At 35.0% G+C, this 14,635-nt stretch carries 12 protein-coding genes and 1 pseudogene (1 of these 13 running past the window's edge); 7 read left to right on the top strand and 6 right to left on the bottom strand.

The annotated features are described in order from the left end of the window. The 3 genes from C1A40_RS17215 to C1A40_RS17205 all read left to right on the top strand — a co-directional run. On the top strand, positions 1 to 118 hold the final stretch of the coding sequence (locus tag C1A40_RS17215; RefSeq protein WP_102995903.1) for an ISAon1 family transposase N-terminal region protein. The gene continues 227 nt to the left of window position 1, outside the view; 118 of the gene's 345 nt are visible here — the last part of the coding sequence; the start codon falls outside the window, past its left edge; it ends in the stop codon at positions 116 to 118. Between the two features lie 31 nt (positions 119 to 149). Then, positions 150 to 692, top strand: a complete 543-nt coding sequence (locus tag C1A40_RS17210; RefSeq protein ID WP_158651405.1) for a transposase — start codon at positions 150 to 152, stop codon at positions 690 to 692. A gap of 228 nt (positions 693 to 920) precedes the next feature. Next, positions 921 to 2,114: an IS256 family transposase gene (locus tag C1A40_RS17205; protein ID WP_102994979.1), complete on the top strand. Its 1,194-nt coding sequence runs from the start codon at positions 921 to 923 to the stop codon at positions 2,112 to 2,114. Between the two features lie 38 nt (positions 2,115 to 2,152). On the opposite strand, the gene C1A40_RS17200 is transcribed toward C1A40_RS17205, so the two are convergent. After that, complete coding sequence (locus C1A40_RS17200; RefSeq protein ID WP_102996965.1) at positions 2,153 to 3,328, bottom strand: IS4 family transposase; 1,176 nt, start codon at positions 3,326 to 3,328, stop codon at positions 2,153 to 2,155. A gap of 39 nt (positions 3,329 to 3,367) precedes the next feature. Next, on the bottom strand, positions 3,368 to 4,372 hold the full coding sequence (locus tag C1A40_RS17195) for an IS30 family transposase (protein WP_102996964.1): 1,005 nt from the start codon (positions 4,370 to 4,372) through the stop codon (positions 3,368 to 3,370). A 385-nt stretch (positions 4,373 to 4,757) separates the two neighbouring features. Between C1A40_RS17195 and C1A40_RS17190 the strand changes: the two genes are divergently transcribed. Then, positions 4,758 to 5,920 (top strand): IS3 family transposase gene (locus tag C1A40_RS17190; RefSeq protein ID WP_102996963.1). Its coding sequence is split into 2 segments (ribosomal slippage): positions 4,758 to 4,995 and positions 4,995 to 5,920, totalling 1,164 coding nucleotides; the frame shifts between segments, so codons are not numbered across the junction. A gap of 364 nt (positions 5,921 to 6,284) precedes the next feature. Here the strand turns inward: C1A40_RS17190 and C1A40_RS17185 are convergent. The 3 genes and pseudogenes from C1A40_RS17185 to C1A40_RS17175 form a co-directional block, all read right to left on the bottom strand. Further along, entirely contained in the window at positions 6,285 to 6,701 is a 417-nt protein-coding gene (locus tag C1A40_RS17185; protein WP_102996962.1) for a hypothetical protein, read from the bottom strand. A 10-nt stretch (positions 6,702 to 6,711) separates the two neighbouring features. Beyond that, positions 6,712 to 8,256, bottom strand: coding sequence for a T9SS type A sorting domain-containing protein (locus C1A40_RS17180; RefSeq protein WP_102996961.1), 1,545 nt, complete (start codon positions 8,254 to 8,256; stop codon positions 6,712 to 6,714). An 80-nt stretch (positions 8,257 to 8,336) separates the two neighbouring features. Continuing rightward, positions 8,337 to 9,119, bottom strand: a pseudogene (locus tag C1A40_RS17175) (IS30 family transposase); the annotation flags it as partial. Between the two features lie 86 nt (positions 9,120 to 9,205). Here C1A40_RS17175 and C1A40_RS17170 point away from each other — a divergent pair. The 3 genes from C1A40_RS17170 (at position 9,206) to C1A40_RS17160 (ending at position 13,148) form a co-directional block, all read left to right on the top strand. Continuing rightward, on the top strand, positions 9,206 to 10,375 hold the full coding sequence (locus tag C1A40_RS17170; RefSeq protein ID WP_102996525.1) for an IS4 family transposase: 1,170 nt from the start codon (positions 9,206 to 9,208) through the stop codon (positions 10,373 to 10,375). 178 nt (positions 10,376 to 10,553) lie between these two features. Continuing rightward, a complete protein-coding gene (locus C1A40_RS17165) occupies positions 10,554 to 11,753 on the top strand; it encodes an IS4 family transposase (RefSeq protein ID WP_102994434.1) in 1,200 nt (399 codons plus the stop codon). 195 nt (positions 11,754 to 11,948) lie between these two features. Beyond that, entirely contained in the window at positions 11,949 to 13,148 is a 1,200-nt protein-coding gene (locus tag C1A40_RS17160; RefSeq protein ID WP_102994434.1) for an IS4 family transposase, read from the top strand. A 266-nt stretch (positions 13,149 to 13,414) separates the two neighbouring features. Here the strand turns inward: C1A40_RS17160 and ribB are convergent, their stop codons facing one another. Continuing rightward, positions 13,415 to 14,581 (bottom strand): 3,4-dihydroxy-2-butanone-4-phosphate synthase, encoded by a 1,167-nt coding sequence (ribB, locus tag C1A40_RS17155; RefSeq protein WP_241910446.1) that lies wholly within the window; start codon positions 14,579 to 14,581, stop codon positions 13,415 to 13,417. Positions 14,582 to 14,635 lie beyond the last annotated feature (54 nt).

Raw genomic sequence — 14,635 nt, 5'->3', positions numbered from 1 at the left:
CCGCAGATGGCGTGATGTAGACACAAAAGAAACCCTGCAAAGAGACTGGAATAATGTAGCAAAAGGCACTCGTATGACCACCGAGTTTGCCGCTTTTTTAAAAGAAATTAATCGATAATAACAATACTAGCACGCAAACTATAGCTAATTTGTATGGTTTAGATGGTAAAAAGCTACAGCGCCAATATCGAGATTATTTAAGTGAATTTAAAGATTGGGAATACCTTGAGCAATCCACCAAATGGTTAGTCTACCCTCAAAATATTGGCAAACGATTATCTATAGATGAAATAGCACTTTCACAAGGAGAGTTATACACCGTAGTAACCAATAAAAAAGCCAAAGGTAGAGCAGGTTCTATTGTAGCTATTATTTCAGGAACTAAGTCTGAAGAGGTTATTAAATATCTTAAAAAGATACCTGAAGGCAAGCGGAGGTTGGTAGAAGAAATAACCTTAGTTATGGCCGGTGGCATGAAACTAATTGCAAAGAAGAGCTTCCCAAGAGCCGTGCAAGTCATTGATCGCTTTCATGTACAACAACTAGCTTCTGATGCTGTACAAGATATTAGAGTAAAATACCGCTGGCAAGCTCTAGAACTAGAAAATGAGGCTATCAAGACAGCTAAAAATAATAACTACCAACCCGTTGTGCATTTTAAATTATTGTTGTCCGATAAAAAACAGAATTAGCTAAAAAAGCTTTGGTGTTGACCTTTTTTATTGATCGCACTCTTTATTTTGAAAACAGAACCTCCTTATGGGTCAAAAAGGCTTAATTGCCCAATGTTTTTGGTTGTAATCTCTTCCCAATTAGCTTCTGGGTTGGGACTGTAAACTATTTTGTGTTTTTGCTGTTAGTTAGTTTAAAAATGATTTTGAAATTCATAGGCAAAAAATTTACTTTTAAATTTTTATTTTATGAACTCAGACTTAGAAAAACAATTAGACGCCTTGATCGGCAAAATCAGCAACAAGGAGGACTTTGACCAGGTCAAGGAACAGTTGCTTAAACGTGGTATTGAATCACTTTTAAAAGCAGAAATGACTGCCCACTTAGGGTTTCAAAAAGGAGGTTCTGTAATTGAGAACAACCAGCGCAATGGTTTCTCAGAGAAAACTATCAAGACTCATAACGGCGAACAACGCATCAAAATCCCCAGAGATCGTCAAGCGAGCTTTGAGCCTGTTATTGTCCCCAAACATCAATCGATTAGTCAAGAATTAGAAGATTGTATTCAACTGCTTTACGCCAAAGGTATGAGCAATAGCGATATTATTGATTTTATTGAAAGTACCTATGGAGTGCAGTATTCCACATCACAGGTATCCATTATCACCAATCAATTATTGGAAGACATCAAACAATGGCAGAATAGACCTTTAGAAGACGTATATCCCATTGTCTGGATAGATGCTATTCATTATAAAATACGTCAAGAAGGCAAGGTAATATCTAAAGCCTGTATGATAGTTTTAGGGGTGAATACCGAAGGGCAACAAGATATTTTGAGCATGAGTATTGTGGAGACAGAAAAGGCAGCTGCTTGGATGTCCATTTTAGACGATCTGCGCTCTAGAGGCGTAAAAGATATCTTCTTTCTGTGTTCGGATAACCTCTCTGGATTAGATAAAGCTGTAGAAGCTATTTTTCCAGGTAGTATACGTCAAATATGTATCGTACATCAAATTAGAAACTCTTTAAAATATGTGAGCTATAAGGACCGTAAATCAATAATGGTCGATATTAAAGCTATTTATCAAGCCGATAATGAGAAATTCGCTTTAGAGGCTTTCGAAGTCTTTAAACAAAATTGGGAAGATAAATACCTCTCTGCCGTACAGTCTTGGGAAAACAATTGGGATAATTTGACCTCGTTTTTAAACTACCCAAAAGAGATTAGAAAACTTATATATACTACCAATATCATTGAGAGTTTTAATGCCAGTTTAAGAAAATATACACGCAACAAAAAAGTCTTTCCTCATGATGATGCAGCACTGAAATCCATATATTTAGCAGCTCAAAGCATCAGCAAAAAATGGAAGAAAACACGATTTAAATGGGGCCAAATTTACAATCAATTGTATATTTGTTTTCCAAACAGGTTATAATCTATATTATTTTAACCTATGAATTTTGAAATTATTTTTCAAAAACACAAAATTTTGGATAAACTCTCTGGGTTTTTCAGGAATTTGAACAAATCGATATATGTCATCAAATGGTATCGTATGACGGACATCATATTGGAATAAGCCCAGTTTCTTTGGGCTTTTCTCTGGATCACAAGCATAATGAGCTGGATTATCAAACTGACCCAGATTTGTATTTCGATGGCATTTTGATTGTCTCCCAAAAAATACTTTAGCGGAAAGTTCTGTTTAAGCCGCTTGAACATCGTCTCAATCTGCCACCTATTTTTATAGATGTCGGCTATTTTGTCTGCATCAAGATCATAATTATTAGTGATGAACTCATAAACTTTTTGGTGCTTTTCGTGCCAAAAAGCGATTCTCCTCAGGGAAAAAGCATTGCCGTTTTTGTCCGTAAGCCCTATTTTTTCGTCCTTTAGGACAGCATCGTCCACTTTATTGGAGATATCAAACTCTTCAAGGCTTGTATAGCGAGCATTGTCCTTTTGCCGAGTCACAAAGTAAACATCTTCCAGTGTCCATTTTTGGTATTGCTCATAATCCACATACCCTTTGTCAAAAACCACATAAGAGCCCTTCTTGAGTTCCAGGTCTTTTAAAAAGGTGTGGTCGTGCGTGGCCGCGCTTGAAAACTTAATCAGACAAGGAACGTCTTCCATGACGTTTATCATAGTATGCATCTTGATACCTCCTTTCTTTTTGCCGTTGAGCGGGTTCCTTCCTACACCTTTAAGAATGTCGCTAAATAGGGGGATGGTCGAGGAATCAACGATTTTAAGGTTCTTCACTGCAGGTTCTAAGGGTCTGCTGTCCGATAAAAAGCGATGGTAACGTTTGTAGAGTAAATGATAAATATCGGCAAATACTTCAGAGCTTCTTCTCCTGTTAGCATCTGACAAGGTACTGCGTTTTGGAAAGTCCGTGAGTCCTAGATGGTTGATCTTTCCCTCGCAGGCAAGCATAATACTGGAAACCTCACGAAGTGAGCTACAGCCACTGATCACGGTAAATACCATAGTGGCCAAATGCTCATAGGTGGTAAACTTTTTGGTATAGCGATCGCTGTTGTGCTTTTTGGCTGTCCGATGAACATCTTTGGGCAAAATGAAATTTAATACCTGTTTGATTATGGGGTGTCCGCTAAAGTTTTTACTTTTATTCGCTGCATTCAAGGTTCTAACGCAACAAACGTTGCTTTTTTTTGTATGAGTCTAAGCTACAATTTTTAGTTCTTTTATCATAACTTCATTAGGGGTTTTAAATCCAATAATTTTACGAGGTCTATTGTTTAATTTTTCTTGAATTTCGATGAATGTATTTAAGTCAATTTTGTTAAAATCTGTTCCTTTTGGGAGGTACCTTCTGATGAGTCCGTTAGTGTTTTCATTGGTACCTCTTTCCCAAGAAGAATAGGGGTGTGCAAAGTAAATTTTCATACCTGTTTTCTTGGTAATTGTTTCGTGTCTTGCCATTTCAATTCCATTATCGTAGGTCATAGATTTTTTGAATATGGGATCTAGTTTGTTAAGTTCTTTAGAAAACATTTTAGCAATTTCCTTAGAGTTCCTGGCTTTTAGTTTGATAATTAATGTATATCTAGATTTGCGTTCTACGATAGTTCCAATAGCCGATTTTTGATCCTTCCCAATCATTAAATCTCCTTTCCAGTGTCCGATTTCATTTCTTAGGTTAATATGCTCGGGCCTTAGGTCTATACTGACTTGGTTTAATATTTTAGATCCTGTTCTGCGTCTTTTTTTAGAGGGTCTACGTCTTGTTTTTTTGCGTACGAGGAGCTTAATTAGTTTTTTATTTAAACTAGCTTGAGGCTTTGCATATATGTACCTATAAATTGATTCGTGAGAAATAGACATTATAGGATCATTTGGGAATTCTTCTTTTAGTCTTCCAGCAATTTGTTCAGGAGTCCATTGTGATAATAAGCCCCTATAGACATAAATTCGAAGTCTAGGGTACTTAGATATTTTATCAATATTTCTTTTGTTTAGGTAATCATCTTTGGCGCACCAATGAGCTAGTTCTGCTGAGTATTTATCTCTATCTGTTTGCACCCATTTATTAACTTCTCTTGTAACCGTAGATCGAGCTCTGTTAATGGTTATAGCGATGTATGATTTATTCTTTTTTTCAGTTAAAAGAGTCTCAATCTGTATTCTTTCTTTAAGGGTAAGTCTACCTGTTTTTTTTCGTACCATAATTACAAATCTATTAATTTAGATTTGTTGCGTTAAGTTCTTGAATACGGAGATTTGAGTAAACCATGTACGCTAACGGTCTCGTGTATGGAAAGTTGCGTTTTTGCATGCGAGGATTTTCCGAAGGAAAATCAGCAGCTAGCAAAAAAGCACTTGCCCTTAACTTTTGCCTAAAATAGCAATTTTTTATACATTTTGTTGGCGCACGTGATATTTTTAAGAATCTGCTAAACAATTTTTAAAAAACTAATTTTTAGATTCTGATTTGCGGTAAATTTTAAAAATCCGCCGTATTGCTTTCGAACTGCAAAAAGTCCGAAATCGTAAGTGAAGTGTCTACCTTTGTTGTGACGGTTTTATATAGAGTATAAACTATATTTGAATTATGGGAAAAAAATATGACAACGAGTTTAAATCGATGATATTAGATTTATCAAAATCTGGTATACGAACAAAACAACTGAGTGAAGAATATGGAGTTCATACAAGTGTTATTAATAGATGGAAACAAGAGTATGATTTAAAAGGAGGAGATTTTTCTAAAAATGAACCTAGATCCAAAGAACATCAAGAACTTATAGCATTAAAAAAGGAATTAAGAGATGTTAAAATGGAACGTGACATCTTAAAAAAGGCGGTGAGCATCTTTTCCAAGAGCGACAGATAAGGTATAACTTCATTTTATCAAACAAAAATACTTATCCTGTCGAAAAGATGTGCAAATGCATGAAGGTTAGTAAAAATGCTTATTACCATTGGCTTAAAACCAAAGACACCTTAAAGGTTAATTCCTCTAAATCATTTTTAAAAGACAGAATCGAAGCTATATTTGACAATAGTAAACAGATTTATGGTAGCTATCGAATTCAAAAACAACTTGAACGAGAAAAGCTTTTTTATTCCCGTTCATATGTGGGGTTACTTATGAAAGAAATGGGACTAAGAAGTGTATTGAATAAAAAATTTGTGGTAACTACGGATTCAAATCATTCTCTAAAAACAGCTAAAAATGAATTAGACAGGGATTTTACCAGTTTTTCTTTAGGCTACAAATTAGTCTCTGACATTACGTATATAAGAGTTAATCAACAATGGAACTATTTAACCACGATAATGGATTTGGCTGATAGAAAAATAATAGGCTGGTCTTTAAGTGAAGATATGACTACTGAGAATACGGTTTTAAAGGCCTGGGTTGATGCTAGAAGAAACAGAGTGATAAACCAGCAGTGTATTTTTCATTCGGACAGGGGTGTGCAATATGCATCCAACAGAATCACAAATATGTTCTTTTTTAATCAAAAAGTGATACAAAGCATGAGTAGAAAGGGAAATTGCTGGGATAATGCTGTAGCTGAAAGTTTTTTTAAAACCATTAAATATGAGTGGATTAATAGATTTAAGTATACGTCTTATAATCAATTATACAAATCTATTGATCAATATTTAAACTGGTATAACACTCAAAGATTACATTCTAGTTTAGGATACATGACGCCTCTTGAAAAAGAATTACAATTAAAAGGATTTATTAACAAAGCTGCTTAGTATAAAATAGTACCAAATTTATTAGGTAGTCCATAAGAGTGGTAAAATCCGATTGCGTTTTACTTAAGCACAGTTTTTCAGTCCGCCGTAATATTTGCGTTTTGCTATTGTCCGAAATCGGTTGAGTAAGAAATTCAGATTTTCACGTTTTTATTTACGAAAATTTTGAGTTGTTAAATTTTAATTTTTAAACCGCTATTTTTTTTCGCGCCGTATTCATGAGCGCCAACGTGTTTGTATATGAAAAGTAGCAAGCTAAAAATACTATTTTTTCATATTAAAAGTAAAAGATAGCAGTTAAGAACCAAATTTTTAATTTAGCTCTTAACTGCTATTTTTTATATACGGTGTTGCAAACAGTTTATTATTCTACTTTTTCAAATTTATAACTACAGCCTTCATCACAATTCATATATGTAGGTGTGAGAATAATATTTTCATCTTCAAATACATAATTTTCAACAAATGTTCCAGCAGGATTTTCAATACCTGTATCAAATCCTTCACAACCGTAAACTAATGTAATTGAATTGCTTGATACTCCATAAGTACCTGTAGTACATTCGGTAAATCTTGTTGAGGAGAATGTTCCATTATTATTAAAAGTATAAGTATAACCGTTATCAACTGATGTCCATTGAGAATTACTTCCTCCATCACTTCCATATGTTTCGATTAGTTTCCAAGTCCCTAAAAAATTATTTTCTTGAGATTTTGCTTCATCATCACTACAACTTGTGAGTGATAAGAAAATACATAAAATTAAAATTGTTAGTTTCATTTTTTATATTTTAATGTTGAATAATGAATTGTTTAGTAATAGTTTCGATTTCATTGTTTATTTGTAAGATGTATAAACCGTTTTTAAAGTTGCCTGTATTGATGCTTAATTTTTTATTTTTCTTATTTCTCTTCTCAAAAATAATATTGGAAAAATAATCATAGATTATTACAGATTGTTCATTTTCAGGAACATTTTCAAACTCAATTTCTAATTTTTCATTTGCTGGATTTGGATAAATAATTATGTTGTCGCTTGTTTTTGAGTAAGAACCACAGGGATAAATCTCTGCTTCAGTAAAAACTGTTTTCCAGCCACAGCTATTAGTTCCTTTAACCGAAAACTCTAGATAGCTAGAGTAGTTTTTAGGTATTTGGAATACATATCTATCGTTATTTCCCCAACCATGTGTCATACCTGGGATTGGCACAACAAAAAAGTTGTATGTTTCATTGGGTTGGCGATTACTAACAACAAATTTTACATAATGATATTTATTATCACAGGATTCCTCTTGTGCACTTACTCGTGAAACATTAAAGTTAGGTTTTCCTATCCAAATATCTTTTCTGATGGTTTGTGTTGGTAAAATTGCTTCAATAAATGCCGCTCCATTTGTTGATGTACTAATTGGGGTTACTGTAATTGAAGTTGTGTTTTGAGAATTTATAATTAGATTAGAAGAAACATTCCAAGCTACTGAACTACCACCGTTTGATAATGTGTAAGTTGTTCCAGAGCTGTTACAGATAGTTTCTTGCCCATTAATTTCAGGTACTAAGCATGATGTTCCAACTACCTGCTGTAATAAAGAGTTACTTAAAATTGCTGACTTCATTCTAATGCTTTGTCCGTCTGTAAAATGGTCTCTATTAGAATAATAAGACATTATGTTGGTTAAATCGGGTGAATAGCCACCAGAGTTTCCTGTATTTGCGTCGGCAGGAGTATCACAAACCAAATCTCCACAAGAAGAGCAATTAGAACCATTAATTGCTTCTGCACAATAGTAGGTTTCAAAAGTATGCAATAAGTTTAAACAGTGTCCAACCTCATGAGGTGAGGTAGAGCTTAATACTCTATCATTTCTAATAATTAATCTGTTAGAAGGAATTGACAAAGCTGTACCTGTAACAAATCCTCCTCCCGTATTCCACAAGGCATCTACAATGTAATAGTTAATGGCATTTGACTGATTGTTTATTTGCCCCAAAGCGTTTGCCTCGCTTTCACTTACTTGTACGTAGTTGGAGTTATTGATATAATCAAATCCAATATTTGAAAAATAAATATCAAAAACATTATAAAACAGGTTTAAGTTATTTACGATATTATCAAGCTGATTTGGATTGATGCCTCCACTTCCATTGGTTTCCCTTACAATATGAAAATAAATGTTTATACATATTGCCTCATCATTGGTTGATTTGTTATTTACAGTGCTATAATCTTGGTAATTGGCTGGTGTTGTCGTACCACAGACTTCTTGTGCGTTTAGATTATTTGATGAAATAATTCCAATTAAGGTTACTAAAAGTAAAATTTTCATTTTCATAATTCACTGTTGTTTAAAATTAGAAGTATAGCTGCATTCAAGGTTCTAACGCAACAAACGTTGCTTTTTTTTGTATGAGTCTAAGCTACAATTTTTAGTTCTTTTATCATAACTTCATTAGGGGTTTTAAATCCAATAATTTTACGAGGTCTATTGTTTAATTTTTCTTGAATTTCGATGAATGTATTTAAGTCAATTTTGTTAAAATCTGTTCCTTTTGGGAGGTACCTTCTGATGAGTCCGTTAGTGTTTTCATTGGTACCTCTTTCCCAAGAAGAATAGGGGTGTGCAAAGTAAATTTTCATACCTGTTTTCTTGGTAATTGTTTCGTGTCTTGCCATTTCAATTCCATTATCGTAGGTCATAGATTTTTTGAATATGGGATCTAGTTTGTTAAGTTCTTTAGAAAACATTTTAGCAATTTCCTTAGAGTTCCTGGCTTTTAGTTTGATAATTAATGTATATCTAGATTTGCGTTCTACGATAGTTCCAATAGCCGATTTTTGATCCTTCCCAATCATTAAATCTCCTTCCCAGTGTCCGATTTCATTTCTTAGGTTAATATGCTCGGGCCTTAGGTCTATACTGACTTGGTTTAATATTTTAGATCCTGTTCTGCGTCTTTTTTTAGAGGGTCTACGTCTTGTTTTTTTGCGTACGAGGAGTTTAATTAGTTTTTTATTTAAACTAGCTTGAGGCTTTGCATATATGTACCTATAAATTGATTCGTGAGAAATAGACATTATAGGATCATTTGGGAATTCTTCTTTTAGTCTTCCAGCAATTTGTTCAGGAGTCCATTGTGATAATAAGCCCCTATAGACATAAATTCGAAGTCTAGGGTACTTAGATATTTTATCAATAGCGTCCAAAACGCTTAAAAAGAGAAAGGGATTTTGTATCTCAAAATATTATTTTTGAGTTGCACAACAAAAAATAACCTTTCTCCATGACAAATATAACATTGTTCTCTCAGATAATCTCCAAATTAGACCGTTCTAGTTTTTCTAAACTTGTAAAAGCCAAGGGAACAGATAAACATCAAAAAGGATTTAATAGTTGGACACATTTAGTCTCCATGTTGTTTTGTCAATTTGCAAAAAGTCAATCCGTCCGAGATATAAGTAATGGACTTCGCTCTGCCACAGGAAACCTTAATCATTTAGGCATACAGAAAGCACCTTCTAAATCAACGATAAGCTATCAAAACAAACATCGAGACTGGACGCTTTATCGAGATTACTACTATGTTCTTTTAAAAAGTTTTGGACAGCACCCTCACTTAAAACGTGTTAAATTCAAAATTAAATCCAAGATATTTCTATTAGATTCTACAACGATAAGTCTATGTTTAAGTCTCTTTGATTGGGCAAAATACAAAACCCACAAAGGAGCTGTAAAAATGCACACCTTGCTTGATTATGATGGTAATTTACCGCACTATGTAAATATTAGCGATGGTAAAACAGCAGATAATAAAGGAGCTTACGATATTCCTTTGATTAGCCGTTCGGTTATTGTCGCAGATCGATTTTATAATGATTTTTCGTTACTTAACGTTTGGGACAGCAACCAAGTGTTTTTTGTAATTAGGCACAAAGAAAACATCCAATTTAAGAGTATTAAAGAAAAAGAATTGCCAGAAAATAGACATCATCATGTTTTAAAAGATGAAATCATTGAGCTAACAGGGGCTAAATCAAAAACAAAATACCCAAAGAAGCTACGTAGAATAGCTGTATGGGACGATAAAAATAAGCAGGAAATAGAACTTATTACCAACCAAATGTCTTGGACAGCAAACACAATTAGCCAACTCTACAAAGCTAGATGGGATATTGAGATATTCTTTAGAGACATCAAACAACAGCTACATATTAAATCGTTTATAGGAACTTCTGAAAATGCCGTAATGATACAAATATGGACGGCTCTTATTACTATACTCATCCTAAAAGCCTTAAAAGCAAATGCAAAATATAATTGGTACTTGTCCAATTTAGTAGCTTTTATAAGACTTAACCTTTTTGTCAAAGTGGATTTGCAAAAATGGATTGATAGCCCTTTTAACGAGCAGCCTCCCCCCAAACAAAATTATACACAAGGGGTTCTTTTTTGAAAAAGATAAAAAACATGGCTAATTACCAGTAAAATCGTTGACTTTTGATTAGATCAAAAATGTTTAGGACAGGATTGATAAAAAACCATTAGTGTCCGATAAAAGATTTAAAAAGCGGGATTTCCAAGATAGGATTTCCCGCTTATTTTGTATCTTGAAGTTATCACACATCCAAGATATGAATAAAAGTAAAAACTTTAGCGGACACCCCATAATCAAACAGGTATTAAATTTCATTTTGCCCAAAGATGTTCATCGGACAGCCAAAAAGCACAACAGCGATCGCTATACCAAAAAGTTTACCACCTATGAGCATTTGGCCACTATGGTATTTACCGTGATCAGTGGCTGTAGCTCACTTCGTGAGGTTTCCAGTATTATGCTTGCCTGCGAGGGAAAGATCAACCATCTAGGACTCACGGACTTTCCAAAACGCAGTACCTTGTCAGATGCTAACAGGAGAAGAAGCTCTGAAGTATTTGCCGATATTTATCATTTACTCTACAAACGTTACCATCGCTTTTTATCGGACAGCAGACCCTTAGAACCTGCAGTGAAGAACCTTAAAATCGTTGATTCCTCGACCATACCCCTATTTAGTGACATTCTTAAAGGTGTAGGAAGGAACCCGCTCAACGGCAAAAAGAAAGGAGGTATCAAGATGCATACTATGATAAACGCCATGGAAGACGTTCCTTGTCTGATTAAGTTTTCAAGCGCGGCCACGCACGACCACACCTTTTTAAAAGACCTGGAACTCAAGAAGGGCTCTTATGTGGTTTTTGACAAAGGGTATGTGGATTATGAGCAATACCAAAAATGGACACTGGAAGATGTTTACTTTGTGACTCGGCAAAAGGACAATGCTCGCTATACAAGCCTTGAAGAGTTTGATATCTCCAATAAAGTGGACGATGCTGTCTTAAAGGACGAAAAAATAGGGCTTACGGACAAAAACGGCAATGCTTTTTCCCTGAGGAGAATCGCTTTTTGGCACGAAAAGCACCAAAAAGTTTATGAGTTCATCACTAATAATTATGATCTTGACGCAGACAAAATAGCCGACATCTATAAAAATAGGTGGCAGATTGAGACGATGTTCAAACGGCTTAAACAGAACTTTCCGCTAAAGTATTTTTTGGGAGACAATCAAAATGCCATCGAAATACAAATCTGGGTCAGTTTGATAATCCAGCTCATTATGCTTGTGATCCAAAGAAAAGCCCAAAGAAACTGGGCTTATTCCAATATGATGTCCGTCATACGATACCATTTGATGACATATATCGATTTGTTCAAATTCCTGAAAAACCCAGAAGCTAATTGGGAAGAGATTACAACCAAAAACATTGGGCAATTAAGCCTTTTTGACCCATAAGGAGGTTCTGTTTTCAAAATAAAGAGTGCGATCAATAAAAAAGGCCAACACCAAAGCTTTTTTAGCTAATTCTGTTTTTTATCGGACAACAATAATAAAAAATCATTAGTGTCCGATAAAAGATTTAAAAAGCGGGATTTCCAAGATAGGATTTCCCGCTTATTTTGTATCTTGAAGTTATCACACATCCAAGATATGAATAAAAGTAAAAACTTTAGCGGACACCCCATAATCAAACAGGTATTAAATTTCATTTTGCCCAAAGATGTTCATCGGACAGCCAAAAAGCACAACAGCGATCGCTATACCAAAAAGTTTACCACCTATGAGCATTTGGCCACTATGGTATTTACCGTGATCAGTGGCTGTAGCTCACTTCGTGAGGTTTCCAGTATTATGCTTGCCTGCGAGGGAAAGATCAACCATCTAGGACTCACGGACTTTCCAAAACGCAGTACCTTGTCAGATGCTAACAGGAGAAGAAGCTCTGAAGTATTTGCCGATATTTATCATTTACTCTACAAACGTTACCATCGCTTTTTATCGGACAGCAGACCCTTAGAACCTGCAGTGAAGAACCTTAAAATCGTTGATTCCTCGACCATCCCCCTATTTAGTGACATTCTTAAAGGTGTAGGAAGGAACCCGCTCAACGGCAAAAAGAAAGGAGGTATCAAGATGCATACTATGATAAACGCCATGGAAGACGTTCCTTGTCTGATTAAGTTTTCAAGCGCGGCCACGCACGACCACACCTTTTTAAAAGACCTGGAACTCAAGAAGGGCTCTTATGTGGTTTTTGACAAAGGGTATGTGGATTATGAGCAATACCAAAAATGGACACTGGAAGATGTTTACTTTGTGACTCGGCAAAAGGACAATGCTCGCTATACAAGCCTTGAAGAGTTTGATATCTCCAATAAAGTGGACGATGCTGTCCTAAAGGACGAAAAAATAGGGCTTACGGACAAAAACGGCAACGCTTTTTCCCTGAGGAGAATCGCTTTTTGGCACGAAAAGCACCAAAAAGTTTATGAGTTCATCACTAATAATTATGATCTTGATGCAGACAAAATAGCCGACATCTATAAAAATAGGTGGCAGATTGAGACGATGTTCAAGCGGCTTAAACAGAACTTTCCGCTAAAGTATTTTTTGGGAGACAATCAAAATGCCATCGAAATACAAATCTGGGTCAGTTTGATAATCCAGCTCATTATGCTTGTGATCCAAAGAAAAGCCCAAAGAAACTGGGCTTATTCCAATATGATGTCCGTCATACGATACCATTTGATGACATATATCGATTTGTTCAAATTCCTGAAAAACCCAGAAGCTAATTGGGAAGAGATTACAACCAAAAACATTGGGCAATTAAGCCTTTTTGACCCATAAGGAGGTTCTGTTTTCAAAATAAAGAGTGCGATCAATAAAAAAGGCCAACACCAAAGCTTTTTTAGCTAATTCTGTTTTTTATCGGACAACAATAATAAAAAATAAAAAAAGAGGCCGTTTGAAAAGTAAATTTGTTGTCATAATTTGGTTGTCGAAATATCTCCATGTACCAAAACAATAGGGATTTCGACAGGCTCTACCTAAGTAATCAAATTATATAGACTTTTCAAACAGCCTCTTTAAATAATATGGTACATTTAATGTAGTTAGTATCCTACATAATCGGTGATTTCTAAACCATAGCCTATTAAACCTACACGCTTACTTTGTTGTTGTGTGTTAGAAATTATGCGCAGTTTATGAATGTTTAAATCGTGTAATATTTGAGCACCAATTCCAAAATCTCTATTATCCATATTAATTTTTGGAGCTTTGCTTACTTCATTTTCTACTTGATGGTTTTTCAAGTAAGCCAATCGCTTTAGAATATTCATGGATTGTGCTTCTTGATTAATAAAGATGATAGCGCCTTTACCTTCATCATTAACTACTTTGAACATGGCGTTTAAATCATCGTCGGCTTTATTGGTAAGGGTACCTAAAATATCGTTATTAACTAATGTAGAATTGATTCTGGTTAAAACCGCTTCATCGGCTTTCCAAACGCCTTTAGTTAAAGCTATATGAATTTGCTTGTTTGTGGTTTGTTCGTAGGCTCTTAACCTAAAACTACCAAAACGGGTTTCTATTTGGAAATCTTCCTTTTTCTCAATTAAAGAATCGTGTTGCATACGGTAAGCAACCAAATCTTCAATAGATACAATTTTGATATCATGTTTTTTAGCTACTTCCATAAGTTGAGGAAGTCTTGCCATGGTACCATCTTCATTCATGATTTCAACAATCACACCAGCGGGTTTTAGGCCTGCTAATCGTGCGAAATCTATAGCAGCTTCGGTATGTCCTGTACGTCTTAAAACGCCACCTTCTTTGGCTACTAAAGGGAAAATATGACCTGGTCTTGCCAAATCGTACGGTTTTGTATCTTCGTCAACAAGGGCTTTAACGGTTAAAGCTCTATCGGCTGCTGAAATCCCTGTAGTAACACCTTTACCTTTTAAATCAACCGATACGGTAAATGCCGTTTCCATGTGGTCGGTGTTGTTTCTAACCATCATGTGTAAGTCTAAATCCTTACATCTATTTTCGGTTAGCGGTGCACAAATGAGTCCGCGACCTTGAGTGGCCATAAAATTTATAATCTCAGGCGTTATTTTTTCTGCGGCAGCTAAAAAATCACCTTCATTTTCTCGGTTCTCATCATCCACAACAATGATAACTTTACCATGTCTAATATCTTCAATAGCAGAATGGATGGTATCAAGCTTGATTTTTTGTGTGGTATCTTGTGTCATAGGTTCTTCTAATATCATGCTGCAAAGATATTGCTATTTTATCGAAATCAAACAATTTGATTACAGCTCTAT

Origin of the sequence: Tamlana carrageenivorans, assembly GCF_002893765.1 — a bacterium.
Taxonomy (GTDB): Bacteria; Bacteroidota; Bacteroidia; order Flavobacteriales; family Flavobacteriaceae; genus Pseudotamlana; species Pseudotamlana carrageenivorans.
The sequence above is the reverse complement of the archived record's forward strand: the minus strand, read 5'-3'. Positions and strand labels throughout refer to the sequence as shown.